We start from the raw sequence: 20,442 nt of genomic DNA on the forward strand, positions 1-20,442 counted from the left end.
GTAACTGTTTAATGAACTCTAGCTTGTCGTTATTGCACCCGTATCCATTTGAAAAGTTAAACCAGCTTTTTAAGGATATCACTCCTGCTAATCTTCCATTGATTCCACTATCAATTGGTGAACCTAAGCACCCAGCACCAGAGTTTGTTAAACAGGCAATCATTGACAACTTTAACCATCTATCAACTTATCCGAATAGTAAGGGTTTGCCAGAGCTTCGCCAAAGTATTGCAGAGTGGTTAACCAAACGCTTCAAACTGAATAGCATTAGTGCAGAAAATCATATTTTACCTGTATCAGGTACTCGTGAAGGGATTTTCTCATTTGTTCAGGCACTCATTAACCGTGAAGACGCGCCGTATGTAGTAATGCCGAATCCGTTTTATCAAATTTATGAAGGTGCAGCTCTACTCGCTGGTGCAAAACCTTATTTCATCAATTGCACCGAAGAAAATGGCTATTTAGGTGATTTTGATGCTGTACCAGCAGAAGTATGGGAAAAAACAGCCCTTCTTTTCGTATGTACACCAGGTAACCCAACAGGTACTGTGCTTTCTAAAGAGCAATTCAAAAAGTTAATTGCCTTGTCTGATCAATATAATTTTGTTATTGCTTCTGACGAATGCTATTCAGAACTTTGGTTCGATCAAGCACCTACAGGTTTGCTAGAAGTTTGTGCAGAACTTGGTCGTGATGACTATAAAAACTGTGTCGTATTCCATTCACTTTCTAAACGCTCAAACTTACCGGGTTTACGCTCAGGTTTTGTTGCTGGTGATGCAGAATTATTAAAACCATATTTGCAGTATCGTACTTATCATGGTGCAGCAATGCCTGTTCAACATCAGCTTGCATCAATTGCAGCATGGAATGATGAAAACCATGTTGAAGAAAACCGTAAGCAATATCGTGCAAAATTTGATTTATTCCAAAACGAATTAGGTCACTTATTACCTCTGCAAAAGCCAGATGCTGGTTTTTATTATTGGTTAAAAGTTGATAACGATGAAACTTTTGCCAAGATGTTAATGGAAAAAGCACATATTAAGGTTTTACCTGGCCGTTATTTATCTCGTGACACAGATCAAGGTAACCCTGGGGAAAATCATGTGCGTATGGCTTTAGTTGCCGATTTAGCGCAATGCGAAGAAGTGGTTAAGCGTTTAAAAGCAATTCTCTAAGCATAAGTAAATTGTACAGCTTTTAGTAATATTAAAGGCTGTACACTACATTAACTATAAATAACCAGCAGTACTGCGAAAAATATAAAAGCCAAACTAGAGCAATAATATAGGCCCTTAGCAGAACGTTTAATCTGTTCTAGAACCCGATTTTGAAGCAATAAGCGAACCAATAATAAGTTCCAAGCAAGAACCACTCCAGTCATCCACGTACTCATCAGTAATTTTTGAAACAGACTAAAGTCATGCTGAATGAGCAACATTAAGCTGCTATAAAACATAATATTTTTCGGATTAAGAAGACTAGATTGTATTCCTAACATTAAGCTCTTAACTTTATCCTGCTGTCGATGCTCTTGATCTATCAAACCATTTTTTTCAATAGCAAAAGTTAAGGTGCCAGACCGAGCAGCACTAAAACAATGGTAACTCAAATAAACCAAATACCCAGCCCCAAGCCATTTAAGTACTAAAAGAATGTTTGTACTCAAATTTCCAAGCAACATAAATCCAAACATACACGCCATCAAAATCAAGGCATTACCAAAAGTAATTCCCACAATGACACCATATGTATAGCGCAAACCTTTTTGCAAAAGGCTGGTGAGAATCAGAAAGAAGTCAGGTCCAGGAGATAACAAAGCTAAAAAATGGGTAAAGGCAATAACTAAAAAAACTTCCATAACGGCTTCATCTGTAAAACAGTATGGAATAGCTTAAAAATAGAGAAAAATAATTTCTTGTAAATTATTGCGCGGCAACGAGTTGGAACTGACGAGGAGTGATTCCTGTATGGGCTTTGAAAGCTTTATGAAAATGGCTCTGATCACTAAAGCCTAAATTTACAGCCAGCTCTGCGAGTGGAATGCCTTGTTTTAATTGTGCTCTGGCCTGATTAATCTTTAAATTAATTTGAAATGCATGCGGTGTTAAGCCCACATTGGCTTTAAATAGGCGAATGATTGCATATCGACTAAGACCCACCTGTTGGGCAAGCTCTTCTAAAGAAATAAATCGTTCGGATGATTTAATAATATGAATTAAGTCCAAAAAGCTTTCATACAAATATTGAGTTTTCTGTATTTCTTCTAATATAAAATGAGGTAATAACAACTGTGTAAGGCAATAGATCAGCGACTGTTCTTTTTCGAGAATTAATTTTTGAGAATCAAATAAAGTTTCATTCATATCAGAAAAAGCCTGATATAAATTTTCATCTTTAATAATGAGAGGTCTATGCTGGGGCAAATTTAAATCAAAGCCCTCTTTTTGAAACTCGGCGTACCATTGATTAAGCCAAGATATATCCAGATGCAGCATCTGGTAACTCCAAGCCTGATCAGGAACCGGGTTACAAGAATGTTCAATGTGGGCAGGCACAATCACTAATGTGCCGGCAGAAATCTTTTGTGCTGTACCAAATGAGCTTTGAAAAACGCTATTCCCTTCGTCTATAGCTCCAATTGAAAATGTTGGATGACTATGAGACTTATAACATGTTCGGCTAAAACAAGATCTTCTGGTTTCAACATAAGGCATTCGCCCATCTTGCCAAAACTCAAAATCTTGGGGAATAGCGTTCATTGAATTCACTAACTTGCTAATGCTTTTTCAATATCAGCTTCTAAAGCTTCTGGTTTAGTCGTGGGAGCATAGCGATTTAACACAGCGCCATCTCTTCCCACCAAAAATTTAGTAAAGTTCCATTTAATCGTGCTACTGCCTAAAATACCTTTAGCTTCACGTGTTAAGTATCTAAAAATCACATGAGCTTCCGGTCCTTTTACATCAACTTTTGCAAACATCGGGAATTTCACCCCATAGTTGCGCTGACAGAACGTACCGATTTCTTTATTGTTACCTGGATCTTGCCCCCCAAACTGGTTGCAGGGAAACCCTAAAACTTCCAAACCTTGATCTTTATATTTCTCATAAAGTTTTTCAAGGCCAGCAAATTGTGGTGTAAAACCACATTTACTCGCAGTATTTACAATTAGTAAAACTTTACCTTTGTAATCAGCTAATTGCTTAACTTCACCCTCTAACAGTTCAGCTTCAAACTGATAAATATTACTCATGGATAGGTTTCCTCATCATTTTTTTCTTGTGATTTCAGTTGTAATGATGCCGAGTTTACACAATAGCGCAAACCAGTCGGCTGTGGTCCATCTTCAAAAACATGCCCTAAATGGGCTTCGCAATCATGACAAACAATTTCTGTTCTGACCATACCATGCGATAAATCGTCATGTTCTTCAATTGCGGTTGCCTCAATCGGTTTAAAGAAGCTAGGCCAACCACAACCACTGTCATATTTAGTATCTGATGAGAACAATTCTGCGCCGCAGCAACGGCAGACATAGGTACCATGTTGCTTAGTATTCCAGTATTGCCCCGTAAATGCAGGTTCAGTGCCCTTTTGTCGTGTAATCCGATACTCTTCTGGTGATAACTCTCTTTGCCATTCCCGGTCTGTTTTATTGACTTTTCCCATGACATGCACCTTTATTCTGATGTAAACATTTCTGATGATTGAGTTTTTATATTTACGCCATTCATCACAAAAACACTAGTCTCTGAACGTAAAATTTGTTGGAATTTAATCATCTAAGCAATAGAAAGCAAAAAGTAAGCGAAACTCAAAATCAAAAGTAAGCAAATTTATGTTTTATTTTCTTCCAAGGAAGCAAAGATGGTGCTATTCTTGTTTGGCACGGTTGTATAGGACAAAACATGTCTCAGAAAAAAAGTGTGCTTTTCCAGCAACTATTACCAGTTATCAAACAGTATCAGCAATCGGGCTTTACCCATGAAAAAATTGTTGAATTACTAAAAGATCAACACGATCTGAATTTGGTAACAGTTAAAACATTTAAAAGTTATTTATACCGATATGCAAAAGTGAATCCAGCTATGTCTAAAAATACTGCTACCCTCCAATCCATGCCAACTTCTCGAGAAATAAAGAAATCATCGAAGCTTGAGCACGTTTGTTATGACATTCGCGGACCAGTATTACGAGCCGCCAATGAAATGGAAGAGCAAGGACATAAAATCATTAAGCTAAATATCGGCAACCCTGCTCCATTTGGTTTTGAAGCCCCACAAGAAATTATTAATGACGTTGCTTTAAACCTACCAAATGCAATTGGTTATGTTGACTCAAAAGGTATCTTTCCAGCACGTAAAGCAATTTGTCAGTATTACCAACAAAAAGGCATTCTAAATATGCACGTGAATGACGTGTATATCGGTAATGGGGTATCTGAACTTATTGTCATGGCTATGCAAGGCCTATTAGATGATGGCGATGAAATGCTAATTCCGATGCCAGATTACCCTCTCTGGACAGCAGCGGTTAATCTTTCAGGTGGTACAGCAGTCCACTATAAATGTGATGAAGAAAATAGCTGGTATCCAGATATTGCTGATATTGAAAGTAAAATTACGCCGAACACACGCGGCATTGTCATTATTAACCCGAACAACCCGACTGGTTCAGTATATCCACGTCATGTGCTTGAACAAATTGTCGCACTTGCAAAGAAACATGACTTAATTTTATTTGCTGATGAAATTTACGACAAAATTATTTATGACGGCATTGAACATGTTTCAGTGGCATCATTAGCTGGTGACCAGCTTTGTGTATCTTTTAATGGCTTATCAAAAGCTTATCGTATTGCAGGTTTCCGTTCAGGCTGGATGGCAATTACTGGTGATAAAAGCCGTGCTGCTGACTATATCGAAGGTTTAGATATGTTGGCATCTATGCGCCTATGTGCAAACGTTCAAGCTCAATATGCGATTCAAACCGCCCTCGGAGGATATCAATCAATTAATGACTTGATTCGTCCGGGTGGCCGTTTATACGAACAGCGTAATATTGCTTGGGAAATGCTAAATGAAATTCCAGGGGTAAGCTGCGTGAAACCAGAGGGAGCAATGTACTGTTTCCCTCGCCTCGATCCGAACATCTATCCAATTGAAGATGATGAAAAGTTAATGCTTGATTTGTTACGTGCAGAAAAAGTGTTATTGGTGCAAGGTACGGGCTTTAATTGGCCAACTCCAGATCATTTCCGCGTGGTTTTCTTACCTGCTGAAAATGAATTACGAGAAGCAATTACCCGTTTAGGTCGCTTCTTAGCCAACCGTCGTTAAAAAAATGCATATCAAAGAAGGCATCTTAAATTGGATGCCTTTTTTGATAATTCCACTTTATTATTTAAAAAAAATAATTATCGCAAATACTTTCACCTTTCTACCCATTCAATAACAACACTTTGAAGTTAAATGTTTTTCATTGGAAATTTAATTCTTTTATCTTTAAATTAACTTTAATAATTCATTTATATATTTTTTACCATAAGTTTAAATTTGTATGTAATTTCGCATTTTCCTCAATCTTCATTATGCAAAAAATGCATGGATCAATATATTTTTGCATTTCACACTGCTTCAAAATCGAGCAACAATCCCCTTCCATAACAACATCACCATATTCGATTCGGTTTAAACAGATATCTAGGAAGATAAAATCGTTAAAACGACCGGACTGAACTAACAAGGAAAGCTTTCAATCATTCAAATCCCATCAAAGGATGATTGAATCAAATGGATAGAGGTTCATATGAAGCAAAAGAAATTGCTCAAGTATATTGTTGTTGCTATTTTACTTGGCATACTGACAGGTTGGATTTGTCACCACTTCTTTAATGAAGGTGAACAATTGAAGCAAATCGCTTCTTATTTCAGCATTATTTCAGACATCTTTTTACGCTTAATCAAAATGATTATTGCTCCATTGGTATTTGCCACAATTGTTGCAGGCATTGTATCAATGGGGAAATCTACATCAATTGGAAGTATTACACTTAAGTCAATGACTTGGTTTATTACTGCTTCGTTTGTATCGCTTGCAATCGGTATGGGATTAGCTAACTTTTTCCAACCTGGTGCAGCTTTAGATTTAGCATTACCAACAGCTCAACAACTTAGTGGCGCTTCTCTCCCAGCGACCACTGGCTTTACACTACAATCATTCTTAAGCCATGTTTTCCCACGCAGCATTGCAGAAGCAATGGCCAACAATGACATCCTACAAGTGCTCGTTTTCTCAATCTTCTTTGGTTCAGCTCTTGCTTTTGTAAATCAAGGTAAAGAAAAAGACTCTGTCATTATCCGTTTGACTGAAGAACTTAGCAAGATCATGTTCCGTATTACCGATTACGTCATGATGTTTGCCCCTTTTGCAGTATTTGCTGCAATCGCTTCAGCAATTACGGTACAGGGTTTAGGCTTGATTGTTGACTACGGTATTCTAATCGCAGAGTTCTACTTCGGTCTTCTGTTGCTTTGGATTATTTTGTTCTCTGTTGGTGCAATCGTACTTAAAAAAGATATTTTCCGCTTAGGCAAATTAATTCGCGAACCTGTAACGCTTGCTTTTGCTACAGCTTCAAGTGAATCTGCCTACCCTAAAGTAATGGATGCACTAAATAAATTTGGTGTACCTAAAAAAGTGACTAGCTTTGTATTACCTTTGGGTTATTCATTCAACCTAGATGGTTCAATGATGTACACCACGTTTGCAGTACTGTTTATTGCTCAAGCTTACAACATCGATCTTAGCTTCACTCAACAAATCTTAATTCTGTTAACGCTTATGGTAACAAGTAAAGGTATTGCGGGTGTATCACGAGCTTCTATCGTCGTTATTTCAGCAACACTTACCATGTTCCATTTACCTGAAGCAGGCATTCTCTTATTGCTTGGTATCGATCAGTTCCTTGATATGGGTCGTACTGCAACAAACGTAGTAGGCAACAGTATTGCTACTGCCGTAGTTGCCAAACTTGAAGGTGATAAAGTAGCTGACACTGAAGAACTACCAGAGCCTGTATTAATTAAATCAACTCAAGAACAAACGACCGCTTAAGTTTCTCTTTTCTCCCACTCTCCCAACTTAAGAGCAATTTTATATGACCTTATAAAATTGCTCTTCTTTTTATTCTAAAATTAAATAATAAAAATTTATCTGTATTTTCATATTAAATAATGAACCAAATAACAGCTTTTAACTCCTATTAAATTTTCTTAAAGTAAACCTTAAAAAGAGAATAAAAATCACCCAAATAGAATTTATATTCTTAGAAACAAACATCAAGTGATTAAATTTTAATTCATTTTATTACAACTTAATTATATTAAACTATTGTAATAATTATTTAGCTTCTCTACTAAAAAAATTATATAATTTTATTTACAAATAATATTTTTTATAATCAACACTATATAAATACCAAATGGTAAATAAAAACCCCATCACACCCATTATTTTTTAATTTTATAAAGATAGAAAAATCATTTGTTTTCTTTATATTAAAAAGTAAACAAATCGAGATAAATTAGAAAAACTTAATAGATTTTTTATTTTATTCATGATATTTATTAACGCTGAATAAAAGCAATGACTAAGTAATTGTTGGTGAAACAAAATGCTATTCAGGGATGCTTCTTATTCAGCAAGTTACGAATATGTTTTACATGGTATGTATTTTGCTTAGGAAAAGCAGACATATTCGACAAACTTTTTTTACTTTCGTCACTTCATAAGGATATTTTCGATGTTGACTAAAACTGTTAAATCTTTAGGTTTAGCGATGGGCTTATTGGCCTGCTCTCTCCCACTTTACGCAAAAAACAATGTAGTTGTTGTTGCCACTGGCGGTACTATCGCAGGTGCTGGTGCAAGTTCAGCAAACAGTGCAACTTACACTGCTGCGAAAGTCCCAGTTGATGCCTTAATTAATGCAGTTCCACAAATCAAAGATTTGGCGAATGTAACTGGTATTCAGGCATTACAGGTCGCTTCTGAAAGTATTACTGACAAGGAATTATTACAAATTGCTCGTCAAGTAAATGAGCTGGTAAAAAAACCATCTGTTAATGGTGTTGTGATTACTCACGGTACAGATACTTTAGAAGAAACAGCATTTTTCTTAAATCTGGTTGTTCACACTGATAAGCCGATTGTTATTGTTGGTTCAATGCGCCCTTCAACTGCTCTTTCAGCAGATGGCCCACTTAACCTTTATAGTGCAGTTGCTTTAGCAGCTTCTGATGATGCAAAAAATAAAGGCGTTATGGTTCTTATGAACGACTCTATTTTTGCTGCGCGTGATGTAACTAAAGGCATTAACATTCATACAAATGCTTTTGTTAGCCAATGGGGCGCTTTAGGTACATTAGTTGAAGGCAAGCCATACTGGTTCAGACAGTCTGTAAAACGTTTTACAAATGCTTCAGAATTTAATATTGAAAATATTAAAGGTGATGCACTTCCAATGGTACAGATCGTTTATGGCTCAGACTCTATGCTTCCAGATGCTTATGAAGCATATGCAAAAGCTGGCGCTAAAGCGATTATCCATGCAGGTACTGGTAACGGTTCAGTTGCGAACTATATCGTACCAACTTTACAAAATCTTCACGACAAGAATGGTATTCAAATTATCCGTTCATCACGTGTTCAACAAGGTTTTGTAGTGCGTGATGCAGAACAACCTGACTCTAAATATGGCTGGGTAGCAGCACATGATTTAAATCCTCAGAAAGCGCGTCTTCTTGCAGCATTAGCTCTTACCAAGACTACCGATGCTAAAGAAATTCAACGCATGTTCTGGCAGTACTAAGTTTTTCAACCAGCTCAAACCTAGAAGTTTGGGCTGGTCATATTTTATAAAAATAATGTCTTTTATATTAAATCTGTACAATAGATGTTCAACTCATTCTTCTTAAATAATAAAATCCTTAACAGTTTGCCAAAATATTAACCATTTCCTTTTAACTTTGCGTGTTAAACTATGCTGCGGTCGCATTAAGGATTGGTTTATGCAGTTTGTTCATCTAGGTATTTATACAGAATTTTCGATTACAGAGTCGATAGTTCGCATACCTGACTTGGTCAATGCTGCGGTTAAAGACCAAATGCCTGCATTGGCATTAACTGATCTCTCTAACCTCCATGCGGCGGTAAAGTTTTATAATTCTTGTTTGAAAAAAGGAATTAAGCCGCTTTTAGGTAGCACAATTCGCCTTGATGATGCTCAACATCGTGTCACCTTACTTGCAATGAGTGATATTGGGTGGAAAAGTCTGACCGAAATCGTTTCACGCGGTTTTATTGAAGGACAACAGCTCAGTATTCCATGTGTACAAAAAGAATGGGTACTTGAACAGCATCAAGACATTATCGTTTTACTTGGCCAGCATAGTGATGTTGGTCAGATGCTTTGCTCATCTAACCCTCAAAAAGCTGCTCCCCTTTTAGAAGCATGGCTCGAAAAGTTTGGTAACCGTGTTTATCTTGCTTTAACACGTACTGACCGCCCCGGTGAAGAAGACTTTATTCAAGAAGCAGCTAAGCTTGCTGCACAATATAATATTGGTGTAGTTGCACATAATGATGTGCACTTTGTAGAAAAAGAAGATTTCGAGGCACACGAAGCACGTGTTTGTATCGCTGATGGTTATGTATTAGCAGATAATCGCCGTCCACGGACATATAGCCCTGAGCAGCACTTTAAAACCTCAGATGAAATGATCGAGTTGTTTTCCGATATTCCTAGTGCTATCGAGAACACCTATCATATTGCCAAACGCTGCAACGTTAAATTACAACTCGGCACTTACTTTTTACCTGACTATCCAATTCCAGATGGTTTTACCATTGACACTTATTTTGAACATTTATCAAAAGTAGGTTTGGAAGAGCGCTTAAATTATCTTTACCCAGTTGAAAAACGTGGCGAGGACTGGGCAGAGATTCGTAAGCCTTACGATGAACGAATTGATTATGAAGTCGGTATTATCCTAAAAATGGGTTTCCCAGGATACTTCCTCATCGTCATGGACTTTATTCAATGGGCAAAAAATAATGGTGTTCCTGTAGGACCAGGCCGTGGTTCAGGTGCGGGTTCTTTAGTCGCATATAGCTTAAAAATTACAGACCTTGATCCACTTCGTTACGATCTACTCTTCGAACGTTTCTTGAACCCAGAACGTGTATCGATGCCTGACTTTGACGTCGATTTCTGTATTGCTGGACGTGACCGCGTCATTGATTACGTATCGCGTACTTATGGTCGCGAAGCCGTTTCACAAATTGCAACTTTCGGAACCATGGCAGCAAAAGGTGCAATCCGTGACGTTGCGCGTGTATTAGGTAAATCTTACGGTTTAGCTGACCGTATTTCAAAAATGGTGCCTACCAAACCGCTCGGTGTGGACTTAGCCACCGCTATTGATATGGAACCTCAGCTTAAAGATATTGTGACCAACCCATCTAACCCAGATAACGACGATGCAAGTGAAATCTGGGAAATGGCATTAAAATTAGAAGGTGTAACCCGAAATACTGGTAAACATGCCGGTGGTGTAGTCATTGCACCAGGTAAAATTACCGATTTCTCGGCTGTACTTTGTGATGCAGATGGAACAAACCGTGTTGCTCAATATGATAAAGACGATGTAGAAGCAGCAGGTCTGGTCAAGTTCGACTTCTTGGGTTTACGTAACTTAACCGTTATCGAAGACGCGATCCAAAATATTAATAAAAACCGCGACAGTAATGATCAGCTCAATATCTTGCATGTTCCTCTAGACGACGCTAAAGCATATTCTGTCTTTGCCGATGCAAATACAACAGCGGTATTCCAGTTTGAATCCGTCGGCATGAAACGGATGCTTAAAGAAGCACGTCCAAGCAAATTCGAAGAAATTATTGCGTTCGTATCATTGTATCGTCCAGGTCCAATGGACCTTATTCCTGACTTTATTCACCGTATGCATGGTGGAGATTTTGAATATCTTCACCCCCTTCTTGAAGGTGTATTAGAGCCAACATACGGGATTATGGTTTATCAGGAACAAGTTATGCAGGCTGCACAGATCTGTGCAGGTTACACGTTAGGCGGCGCAGACTTATTACGCCGTGCAATGGGTAAAAAGAAACCTGAGGAAATGGTTAAACAACGCCAAATTTTCCTAGAAGGTGCTGCTGAAAAAGGTATTGACGAAAGCACAGCCAACCATATCTTTGACTATATGGAAAAGTTTGCAGGCTATGGTTTTAACAAATCTCACGCCGCTGCTTATGCACTCGTTGCCTACCATACAGCATGGTTGAAAGCTCATTACCCTGCTGAGTTTATGGCAGCCGTCATGACATCGGAAATGCAAAACACGGACAGTGTTGTATTCTTGATTGATGACTGTCGAAATAATAATCTTGATGTCTTACCACCATCGGTCAACATGTCGACTTATCACTTCCATGCGAGTAATGATAAAACGATTGTTTACGGTTTAGGTGCAATTAAAGGCGTCGGCGAACAAGCAATGCAGTCAGTTATTGACTCTCGTCGACAATATGGCCCTTATACAGATCTATTCGATTTTTGCCACCGTATTGATTTAAAGAAAATCAATAAGCGTACTCTTGAAGCTTTAATTCGTGCGGGTGCACTCGATTGCTTAGGTATTGAACGTGCAAGCTTAATGGCTCAATTGCCTGAAGCTGTTCAAGCTGCTGAACAAGCTCGAAGTAACCGTGAAAGCGGTATTATGGATTTATTTGGTGAGGTTGAAGAAGTTCAGCGTAAGCCAGCTAAACCTGTAAAACCGTGGAGCGATGAAGTTCGTCTCAAAGGCGAAAAAGATACGCTTGGTTTATATTTAACGGGCCATCCAATTGATGTTTACCGACAAGAACTCAAAGCATTTATTCCTGTAAAACTAAATGAAATTACAGCTACGCGTCGTGGCGTTACTACGGTTTATGCAGGTTTGGTCATTGATGTCGCAAACTTCCCGAACCGAGTGGTTATTGTACTTGATGATGGTACGGCACGTATTGAAGTCAGCTGTAACCATGAGCGCTTTCAACGTTTTAAAGATATCGTTCAAGTGGAACGTGTTGTAGTTTTCGAAGGCGAAATCTATGAGCGAGAAGGCTTTGATCGTCCAATGGGACGTTTAACCAAAGCTTTCACCTTAAATGAAATAAGACAAAAACGTGCTAACAGTATTCAAATCAAATTAACAGAAGAGTTCATGCAACCAACATTGGCAAAAGATTTGCAAAACATGATCTTGCCATTTTGCAATGTAGATATGCATCAACATATCGCTCTACAGTTACAGATTGATCAGCCCTATGCTCAAGCCGAGCTTCTGTTTGGTCCGCAATGGAAAGTCGCTCCTCTAGATGAATTACTTGCTAAGCTCAGAGATTATTTTGGTAAAGATAATATTTATATTGAATATCAAGTAAAGTCGAAAGCGGCTAAAGCAGCAGACCCTGTTCGTCCACATGCTGTTGCCTCTCCTCCTGCGGGTATGTCTATGGACGATGCATTGGATTTATACCAAAGCGAAGTTTCTCAATATTCGTAATTTCTGGAAATCTTATGAGTTCGTTTGACCACAACACCGTGTCAAAACAATTAGCACAAGTGCGTATTGTCATGGTAAATACAACTTTGCCTGCTAATATTGGCAGTGCTTTACGTGCCATGAAAACAATGGGACTCATTAAATTAGTTCTCGTAGCACCCAAAACATATCCTCATCCAGATATACAAGCACTTGCTGCCGGGGCCCAAGATTTATTTGAGCACCTTGAGATTGTAGACACCTTAGAAGATGCGATTAAAGATTGCCATTTGGTTTTTGGAACAAGTGCACGTAGTCGCACCATTCCTTGGCCTTTACTGGATGTGCGACCTGCAGCTAAAGAAGCCATTAAAGCAACGGCTCAAGGACAACAAATTGCGATTGTCTTTGGTCGCGAAGACCGTGGTTTAACTAACGAAGAATTAGCACTAGCAAATTACCATTTAACGATTCCTGTAAATCCAGACTATGGCGTGTTAAATGTAGCTCAAGCGATTCAAGTCGTATGTTATGAGCTTCGAATGTCTGCTCTGGAACAAGACCAAGTCGATCAGAATGTAGATGAAATGCCATTAGTGCAAGGTCAAAGCATGCAATGGGATGAACCTTTGGTTACTCAGCAACAAATGGAAGAGTTTTATCCTCATCTAGAAAAAATGCTGACTGAAATTGAATTTTTAGATCCAGAGAATCCACGTTTATTGCCTTTGCGCTTGCGTCGTTTGTTTGGTCGTATACACTTAGATCGTATGGAATATCATTTACTTCGCGGTATTTTTAGTCGTGTACAAGCTCTAACCAGTGGTAAATGGAAAAAAGCATTATCTGACAAGGAGGATCAAACCAATGCTTAAACAGCTTAAAGAAGATATAAAGGCTGTATTTGCGCGAGATCCTGCTGCCCGCAATACGCTCGAAGTTCTTACGACTTATCCTGGCATTCATGCAATTATGATGCATCGTGTTGCACATGAATTATGGCAAAAAGATTGTAAAGGTGCAGCTCGCCTACTTTCGTCATTTAGCCGTTTTGCCACAGGAATCGAAATTCATCCGGGTGCTAAAATCGGTAAGCGTTTTTTTATTGATCATGGCATGGGTGTTGTGATTGGTGAAACTGCTGAAATTGGCGATGATGTTACGCTTTATCATGGTGTTACCTTAGGGGGTACAACATGGAAGACAGGCAAACGTCATCCAACTTTAGAAGATGGTGTTGTTGTCGGTGCCGGTGCGAAAATTTTGGGTCCATTTACGGTAGGTAAAGGTGCTAAAGTCGGTTCAAATGCTGTAGTGACTAAAGCTGTTCCTGCGGGGGTGACTGCTGTTGGAAATCCTGCTCGCTATATCTATAAAGATACCGACAAGAACCAAGATAAAGATGAAGAACGTCGCCGTGATTATGCACAAAGTATTGGTTTTGCCCCATATGCGACAACTGCTGATCAGTCAGACCCTATTTTAGAAGGTATGCGCGTTTTGCTTGATCGTATTCAGCACAATGAAACGCGTATGAATAATTTATGCCAGCGTTTATCAGAGCTAGACCCTAGCTTCAAAAAAGAAAGCCAAGATGAACAGCCTTTTAGTGATGAAGAGCTAAAAATACTTGAAGAAGTTCGTCGTGAATGTGGCGCACAAAACAAGATATCAAAAACGTAATATTCTTGATTCATAATGTAACACGCTTACCCTTGCATGTCGGTTTAGCTTTTCCTAGACTTACCAGTACCAAATCTGACTTTACTAAAATGAACGGAAGATCCTATGAATTTTAAGCCTTTGGCATATATCATCCTTGCGACCTCAAGTTTAACAGCTTGTACAATGGCACCCGTAAAAGAACAAAAAATTGAGCCTTTTGTTTTCAAGGAACCAGAGCTTACTCCTCCTTTTTATGCACTAAATCCTTTTAACTATGATCAACCGCCAGCATTTGAAGTTGCGTTAAAAGAAGCTGCTGCACAGCCGGTAACGAAAATGGTGGTTAACCGTCAAGATGACCCAACCAAACAGCTTACTCTCGATACCAATAAACTGATTGTTCCGACTGTAAATAATTCACAGCGCTCAATGAAATACGCAGTTTTGGCAGGTGAGAATGAAATTGACGTTACAAGTATTGATGACTTCTTACAGTTAGTAGAAGGCAAAGCACGTCACTACCCACCTCGCTTTACTGATCGCCAAGAACGTAAGGGCTTTGAAAGTAAACTAAAAGAAGTAACACAGCAGCTTGATACACTTGCTGCAAATGAAAATGCATCATTTGATATTTTACTTCGCGCGTTTAAAGCAAGTGTTCTTGCACGTAACCTTGATTTAGGTACTGTTCATACCACTAAATCTTTAGATTATGCTCAAAGACTTTTAAAAATTAATCCAGATGATGCGGAAGCAAACTTCTGGTTCGGTTTTGGCTTATCTGAAGGTGGTGGTCAACGTGAAGCCATTCCCTATTTAGATAAAGCAATTAAAGGTAATGTTCAAGAAGCATATCTAGCTGCTGCAAATAACTATATTGCAATGGAGCAGAAGAAAAATGCGATCCAAACACTTAAAAACTATAAAGTTAAATATCCAGATGAAGCGGAAATTGCTGATCGTTTAATTCAAGAAATTGAAAAACAAGGCCGTTGGAACGTATGGCAAGTTTTAACGAACCCTGCAATGTCTGCAACTACTCCTAGTACAACAGCTCCTAGTACAACATCAAAAAAATAAGCTTAATTTTATAAAAAAGGGCTGTTTTGACAGCCCTTTTTTTTATTTGATCATTTGAAAAATATTTTAAAATTTGTATGATCTACCTACCATTGAGCCACTATATTTTGACCATAATGTTTTCAATAAAAAGAAGCAAAACAGTATTGACGGTCATACTCCTCGGTTCAATTCTGAGTGGATGCCAGGTCGTCAATGTTAAACAGCAAGCTTTGAATGTAACTATTGCAAATGAACGTAATAGCATTCTTACACAAGATAAACTCAGCGAAGCCAGTCTGAACGTTTTATCAATGTCTGGTCAGGAAGCTAAAGTTTGTACTGACACACCTGATACCTGTGTAAATCAACTCAAAAATTTACCTCAAATTTTAGATGAACAGTTCTTATCTGCTGCAAGTGAAATGTATTTGGCAAAAGCAATGGCCTTGTCAGATTCGTCTAATTGTAAAATTAGTAGATTTACTAAACATAAGTCCGAAGAAGAACAAACGAATATTCAGAGTAAATATGATGATTGCTTAGACCAGCAATTGAATTTACTGGATAAAAGTATTCGTTATAGCTATGCCTACCTATTCTCAACAAAACGTCAGCCTAATGACCGTATTTTTGATAATAGACAAGTTCAAATTCGAGACTTTTATAATCAAGCCATCGCAAAAATGGTGAGTGTTTATGATTTACGCTACCCTAAAAAAAATGTAGTAGAACCTCAAATACATATTGGTAAAAGTGTCTATTCGATTGATTTCGAATTTCACCAGCAGCTTGCTGGGCAAAAATTAGAGAAGTTAATTTCTAGTTATAATTTAAATTTTTCAGGCTTAAGAACCATTAACCGTCGTGATGGTTTTGGATCTGAATTTGTAGCTGTTTTTCCGGGTTCAGGAAAAGAAGATATCAATGAATATATTTTAGACCCTCTCCATTACAGTTATAAAAATGGTATCAATCCAAATATTCACAATGCACGTTATTTAGCTGCAACTATTGTAGCTGAACCAAAACATGCGACCACTGTTGAAGAAATTATTAATAATCCTGAATTCGTGATTCGGGTTTACGATCCATATCGGACCGATAATATTAGTGTAGCAGGAAAACAATATCCTCTAGCGGCCAACTTTTCCGCGCCTTACGGCCTATGGTTAGCCGAGAATAATTTAGGTGTCGCGGCTTATTTAAGTCTGATTGATCGTGATCAACACTTGACCATGCCACACCTATATATGCTTGAACCATACAACCCAAATAAGAAAATTATTGTGTTAATCCATGGGCTCGCAAGTAGTCCTGAGGCATGGATTGCTTTGACTAATGATGTTATGGGTGACACGGTTTTAAGAGATAATTATCAAGTTTGGCAAGTTTTCTATTCGACTAATATGCCGATTCTGGAAAGCCGTTTCCAAACTTATGCCCTTCTTAAGCAAGCTTTTGGTTCTTTGAACCCTAATGATCCTGCTGCACATGATGCCGTACTGGTTGGACATAGTATGGGAGGTATTATTAGCCGTTTACTGGTAAGTGATGGAGATATTACCAAGCCTGCTTTAGAGCTAATGACGACACGTCAGCAAAATCGCTTTAAGAAACATCCAATGGTTACTGAACGATTGCAAATGCATTCAATTAATAATTTTGATCGTGCAATTTTCTTGGCTTCTCCTCATCGAGGTACAGATTATGCAGATCGCTGGTTTACATTAGCAGCGCGTAAAGTTATTCGTCTACCTGGTGCTTTTTTATCAGCTGTAGCAACTTCACTCACCACCGAAAATTTAGATGTTAAAGATTTCTTGAGTAATATTGATAGTGGTTTGATTCAAAATGGTCCAAGCGATTTGAGTCATCAGTCCAAATTTATGGAGCTCACAGAAAATATTAATCCTCATAAAGGCTTGGTTTTTCACTCAATTATGGGAAATATCACCAAGAGCGATGATCCAAATGTAATTACTGATGGTATTGTTCCGTATAAAAGTGCTCACTTAGAGGGTGCCAAATCTGAGAAGGTTCTTCCAGGTGGACATTCAATTCAGTTAACGCCGCAAGCCGTTTTAGAACTGCGTCGTATTTTACGAGAGCATTTAGTCGAACATGGTTTATATAAACCATAAAAATAAAAAGAGCCAAAGGATAACCTTTGGCTCTTTTGTTTCTGGATGGAAATCTTATTGTCCAGAACGGATAATGTAATCAAATGCAGAGAGTGATGCTTTAGCACCTTCACCTGTGGCAATAATGATTTGTTTGTACGGAACTGTAGTACAGTCACCCGCAGCAAATACACCTTTTACATTGGTTTCGTTGCGGTCATTCACAATGATCTCGCCACGATTGGTTAACTCAAGCTCACTGTCTTTCAAGAAGTCAGTGTTTGGGAGTAAACCAATCTGGACAAAGATCCCTGCAAGTTCAACCACATGCTCTTCATCAGTGGCACGGTCTTTATATTTAAGACCTGTCACTTGTGAACCATCACCCAAAACTTCAGTACTTAAGGCATTCATAATCACAGTGGTGTTTGGCAAGCTATGCAGTTTGTTTTGCAAGACTTGGTCTGCACGTAGTTTAGTGTCGAACTCAACCAGAGTCACATGCTCAACAATCCCTGCAAGGTCAATCGCAGCTTCTACACCTGAGTTACCACCACCAATCACTGCAACACGTTTGCCTTTGAACAATGGACCATCACAGTGTGGGCAGTACGCGACACCACGGGTACGGTATTCTTGCTCACCCGGTACATTCATTTCTCTCCAACGTGCACCTGTTGAAAGGATTACTGTTTTCGATTCAAGCTTTGCACCATTTTCAAGTTCAACTTCAACCAAGCCATTTACGGTTTGATCTGCACCAACGATTTTGCTCACACGTTGCAGGTTCATGATATCAACATCATATTCACGAACATGTGCTTCCATTTCGGCAGCAAACTTAGGACCTTGGGTCTTTTGCACAGAGGTGAAGTTTTCAATGTCCATGGTGTCCATCACCTGACCACCGAAGCGTTCAGCCACGATACCTGTGTTAATGCCTTTACGTGCTGCATAGATGGCAGCTGTTGCACCCGCAGGTCCACCACCAATCACTAACACATCAAACGTATCTTTGGCATTCAATGCCGCTGCATCTTTTTCAGCTGAGTTGGTGTCGAGTTTTGCCACAATTTCTTCAAGTGTCATACGACCTTGACCAATGTGTTCATTGTCTTGGAACACCATTGGAACCGCCATGATTTTGCGTTGTTCTACTTCATCTTGGAAGAATGAACCATCAATCATGGTTGCAGTGGTGTTCGGGTTATAAATCGCAATCAGGTTAAGCGCCTGTACTACGTCCGGACAGTTATGACAGCTTAGCGATACAAACACATCAAAGTCCGCTTTGAGGTTTAAACCTTTAATCTGGTTCAATACTTCATCAGACACTTTAGGAGCATAGCCAGACACCTGTAACAGCGCCAAGATCAAAGATGTAAACTCATGGCCCATCGGTAAGCCAGCAAAGAACACACGTGGTTGTTCACCTGCTTTAGCCACACCAAAGCTTGGACGACGTGTATTGTTGCCATCAAAACGGGCAGTCACCTTGTCAGAAAGTTCAGCAATTTCGGTAACCAGCTCTTTAATTTGAGCAGCTTTATCTGATTCATCTAAAGCAGCAACTAATTCGATTGGACTTTCTAAACGTTCTAAGTAAGCTTTTAATTGAGTTTTAATGTTTTGATCTAACATCTGTTTTTACTCCAATGCATCCAAATTCTTTCAATAGATGCATAGTACGTCAAAACATAAAATAGGTGAAACAGTATGTTTTTATAGATTTAATCGGTTTTTTAGATTTAATTATTATTTACTTCAATCAAAAAAAGCCGACCTGAACTCATCCAGCGCAGGTCGGCAAACTGGTTAAACTAGAGTAACACCACGCCAAATACAGCCCCAGCAATCAGGACATGTAAGGGATGAACCTTTTTAATTAAAGATAATAAAGTTGCAATGACTACCATAATGACAAGTAAAGTATTTATTGCAGCCGCCTCAGAAATAATCCACGCACTGGCAAGCACAGTTCCCACAGTGACGGGTTGTAAAGCAAGCTGTAAAACACGGCGCCATTTCTTATCTTTAAATTTTGACCAACCTCTCATTACAAATACAGTAATAATGGATGAAGGTAGAAATTTGGCGGTTGATGTCACAAGTAAACCCGATAGACCTGCTACATGCCAACCAACGAGCGGTACAATCATCATGTTTGGACCAGGGGCAGCTTGGGCTATTGCGAATAAGGCACTAAATTCTTGCGCAGTCATCCAGTGATGAATATCGACCACTTGACGTTGCATTTCAGGCAAAATTGTATTGCCGCCACCAAAAGCAATAAGTGATAACTGGGTAAAAATGATGGCTAAAGTAAGTAGAACTGCGCCCATTACACACGTCTCCAAATAACAGCTGAATAAAATGACAACAAAACCAGCATGGTCAAAAGCAAGGAGATTTTCAGAAAAGCGATGCTGACAATTGCCACTACAACTACACACATCGCTAATGGATTACGTAATAAAGGCTTGAGCATTTTCAACCCTGTTGCAACCAGTAGTCCAGCTGCTGCTGCTGCTAGTCCTTCAAAAAGATGCTTAACCATGAGGTTATCTTGGAACTGCTCATAGACATAATGTAAAAGTACAACAATTACCGTCGGTGCAAAGATTAAGCCAATCAGTGAGCTCACTGCACCACGAATACCACGAAACTCCATGCCAATCGCAACAGATAAATTAATAATATTGCCACCCGGTAAAAATTGACACAGACCAAGTAATTCAGTGAATTTTTCAGGACTTAGCCACTGTCTCTGCTCTACAACGACTTTTCGTGCTAAAGGCAACACGCCGCCAAATCCAATTAAACCTAATGTTAAAAAACCTAAAAATAGTTCTGTGCAGCTCGGTACACTCTCCTTCTGCACGGCAATCTCAACATGGTTCATTTTCGTTACTTTTCACTTTATCTGACCAAGATAGAATGATACTTTTATGACATATCTACAAATGCTTTTATTT

General features: G+C 38.7%; 16 protein-coding genes. 9 read left to right on the plus strand and 7 right to left on the minus strand.

Annotation, left to right across the window (positions count from 1 at the left end; translation table 11 throughout):
* Positions 1-11: 11 nt before the first annotated feature.
* On the plus strand, positions 12-1,181 hold the full coding sequence (gene dapC, locus RMB13_RS18160) for a succinyldiaminopimelate transaminase (RefSeq protein ID WP_270902577.1): 1,170 nt from the start codon (positions 12-14) through the stop codon (positions 1,179-1,181).
* Between the two features lie 50 nt (positions 1,182-1,231).
* Here the strand turns inward: dapC and RMB13_RS18165 are convergent, their stop codons facing one another.
* The 4 genes from RMB13_RS18165 to msrB form a co-directional block, all read right to left on the minus strand.
* On the minus strand, positions 1,232-1,864 hold the full coding sequence (locus tag RMB13_RS18165; protein WP_311085971.1) for a LysE family translocator: 633 nt from the start codon (positions 1,862-1,864) through the stop codon (positions 1,232-1,234).
* Positions 1,865-1,928: 64 nt separating this feature from the next.
* A complete protein-coding gene (locus tag RMB13_RS18170) occupies positions 1,929-2,774 on the minus strand; it encodes an AraC family transcriptional regulator (RefSeq protein WP_311085972.1) in 846 nt (281 codons plus the stop codon).
* On the minus strand, positions 2,774-3,259 hold the full coding sequence (locus RMB13_RS18175; protein ID WP_003651303.1) for a glutathione peroxidase: 486 nt from the start codon (positions 3,257-3,259) through the stop codon (positions 2,774-2,776). The genes RMB13_RS18170 and RMB13_RS18175 overlap by 1 nt, the downstream gene beginning before the upstream one ends.
* Positions 3,256-3,675, minus strand: coding sequence for a peptide-methionine (R)-S-oxide reductase MsrB (msrB, locus tag RMB13_RS18180; protein ID WP_005041267.1), 420 nt, complete (start codon positions 3,673-3,675; stop codon positions 3,256-3,258). The genes RMB13_RS18175 and msrB overlap by 4 nt, the downstream gene beginning before the upstream one ends.
* Positions 3,676-3,914: 239 nt before the next feature.
* Between msrB and RMB13_RS18185 the strand changes: the two genes are divergently transcribed.
* From RMB13_RS18185 to RMB13_RS18220, 8 genes are all read left to right on the plus strand, one after another.
* Positions 3,915-5,345: a pyridoxal phosphate-dependent aminotransferase gene (locus RMB13_RS18185; protein ID WP_231763574.1), complete on the plus strand. Its 1,431-nt coding sequence runs from the start codon at positions 3,915-3,917 to the stop codon at positions 5,343-5,345.
* Positions 5,346-5,814: 469 nt separating this feature from the next.
* The gene (locus RMB13_RS18190; RefSeq protein ID WP_017390497.1) at positions 5,815-7,122 is read left to right on the plus strand and encodes a dicarboxylate/amino acid:cation symporter; all 1,308 of its coding nucleotides are present in this window, start codon (positions 5,815-5,817) and stop codon (positions 7,120-7,122) included.
* A 688-nt stretch (positions 7,123-7,810) separates the two neighbouring features.
* Positions 7,811-8,878 (plus strand): type II asparaginase, encoded by a 1,068-nt coding sequence (locus RMB13_RS18195; RefSeq protein WP_005041275.1) that lies wholly within the window; start codon positions 7,811-7,813, stop codon positions 8,876-8,878.
* Positions 8,879-9,077: 199 nt separating this feature from the next.
* Positions 9,078-12,641: a DNA polymerase III subunit alpha gene (gene dnaE, locus RMB13_RS18200; protein ID WP_311085973.1), complete on the plus strand. Its 3,564-nt coding sequence runs from the start codon at positions 9,078-9,080 to the stop codon at positions 12,639-12,641.
* A 14-nt stretch (positions 12,642-12,655) separates the two neighbouring features.
* Positions 12,656-13,495 carry an RNA methyltransferase gene (locus RMB13_RS18205; RefSeq protein WP_311085974.1) on the plus strand — a complete coding sequence of 280 codons (840 nt, stop codon included), beginning with the start codon at positions 12,656-12,658 and terminating at the stop codon, positions 13,493-13,495.
* A complete protein-coding gene (gene cysE / locus RMB13_RS18210; protein ID WP_017390494.1) occupies positions 13,488-14,303 on the plus strand; it encodes a serine O-acetyltransferase in 816 nt (271 codons plus the stop codon). Before RMB13_RS18205 ends, cysE begins: the two co-directional genes overlap by 8 nt.
* Before the next feature lie 105 nt (positions 14,304-14,408).
* Positions 14,409-15,365 (plus strand): ABUW_2363 family tetratricopeptide repeat lipoprotein, encoded by a 957-nt coding sequence (locus RMB13_RS18215; protein ID WP_311085975.1) that lies wholly within the window; start codon positions 14,409-14,411, stop codon positions 15,363-15,365.
* A 116-nt stretch (positions 15,366-15,481) separates the two neighbouring features.
* On the plus strand, positions 15,482-17,488 hold the full coding sequence (locus RMB13_RS18220; protein WP_311085976.1) for an alpha/beta fold hydrolase: 2,007 nt from the start codon (positions 15,482-15,484) through the stop codon (positions 17,486-17,488).
* Between the two features lie 54 nt (positions 17,489-17,542).
* On the opposite strand, the gene ahpF is transcribed toward RMB13_RS18220, so the two are convergent.
* From ahpF to RMB13_RS18235, 3 genes are all read right to left on the minus strand, one after another.
* Positions 17,543-19,108 carry an alkyl hydroperoxide reductase subunit F gene (gene ahpF, locus RMB13_RS18225; RefSeq protein WP_311085977.1) on the minus strand — a complete coding sequence of 522 codons (1,566 nt, stop codon included), beginning with the start codon at positions 19,106-19,108 and terminating at the stop codon, positions 17,543-17,545.
* 179 nt (positions 19,109-19,287) lie between these two features.
* Entirely contained in the window at positions 19,288-19,809 is a 522-nt protein-coding gene (locus RMB13_RS18230; protein ID WP_003651290.1) for a chromate transporter, read from the minus strand.
* On the minus strand, positions 19,809-20,369 hold the full coding sequence (locus tag RMB13_RS18235) for a chromate transporter (protein ID WP_005041294.1): 561 nt from the start codon (positions 20,367-20,369) through the stop codon (positions 19,809-19,811). The genes RMB13_RS18230 and RMB13_RS18235 overlap by 1 nt, the downstream gene beginning before the upstream one ends.
* Positions 20,370-20,442: the final 73 nt, after the last annotated feature.

The organism is Acinetobacter sp. V102_4, from assembly GCF_031799005.1.
Lineage (GTDB): Bacteria > Pseudomonadota > Gammaproteobacteria > Pseudomonadales > Moraxellaceae > Acinetobacter > Acinetobacter calcoaceticus.

Coding starts and splice junctions, on each gene's coding strand:
- dapC (WP_270902577.1), top strand. CDS start 12: ATGAACTCTAGCTTGTCGTTATTGCACCCGTATCCATTTGAAAAGTTA.
- RMB13_RS18165 (WP_311085971.1), bottom strand. CDS start 1,864: ATGGAAGTTTTTTTAGTTATTGCCTTTACCCATTTTTTAGCTTTGTTA.
- RMB13_RS18175 (WP_003651303.1), bottom strand. CDS start 3,259: ATGAGTAATATTTATCAGTTTGAAGCTGAACTGTTAGAGGGTGAAGTT.
- msrB (WP_005041267.1), bottom strand. CDS start 3,675: ATGGGAAAAGTCAATAAAACAGACCGGGAATGGCAAAGAGAGTTATCA.
- RMB13_RS18185 (WP_231763574.1), top strand. CDS start 3,915: ATGTCTCAGAAAAAAAGTGTGCTTTTCCAGCAACTATTACCAGTTATC.
- RMB13_RS18190 (WP_017390497.1), top strand. CDS start 5,815: ATGAAGCAAAAGAAATTGCTCAAGTATATTGTTGTTGCTATTTTACTT.
- RMB13_RS18195 (WP_005041275.1), top strand. CDS start 7,811: ATGTTGACTAAAACTGTTAAATCTTTAGGTTTAGCGATGGGCTTATTG.
- dnaE (WP_311085973.1), top strand. CDS start 9,078: ATGCAGTTTGTTCATCTAGGTATTTATACAGAATTTTCGATTACAGAG.
- RMB13_RS18205 (WP_311085974.1), top strand. CDS start 12,656: ATGAGTTCGTTTGACCACAACACCGTGTCAAAACAATTAGCACAAGTG.
- cysE (WP_017390494.1), top strand. CDS start 13,488: ATGCTTAAACAGCTTAAAGAAGATATAAAGGCTGTATTTGCGCGAGAT.
- RMB13_RS18215 (WP_311085975.1), top strand. CDS start 14,409: ATGAATTTTAAGCCTTTGGCATATATCATCCTTGCGACCTCAAGTTTA.
- RMB13_RS18220 (WP_311085976.1), top strand. CDS start 15,482: ATGTTTTCAATAAAAAGAAGCAAAACAGTATTGACGGTCATACTCCTC.
- ahpF (WP_311085977.1), bottom strand. CDS start 19,108: ATGTTAGATCAAAACATTAAAACTCAATTAAAAGCTTACTTAGAACGT.
- RMB13_RS18230 (WP_003651290.1), bottom strand. CDS start 19,809: ATGGGCGCAGTTCTACTTACTTTAGCCATCATTTTTACCCAGTTATCA.
- RMB13_RS18235 (WP_005041294.1), bottom strand. CDS start 20,369: ATGAACCATGTTGAGATTGCCGTGCAGAAGGAGAGTGTACCGAGCTGC.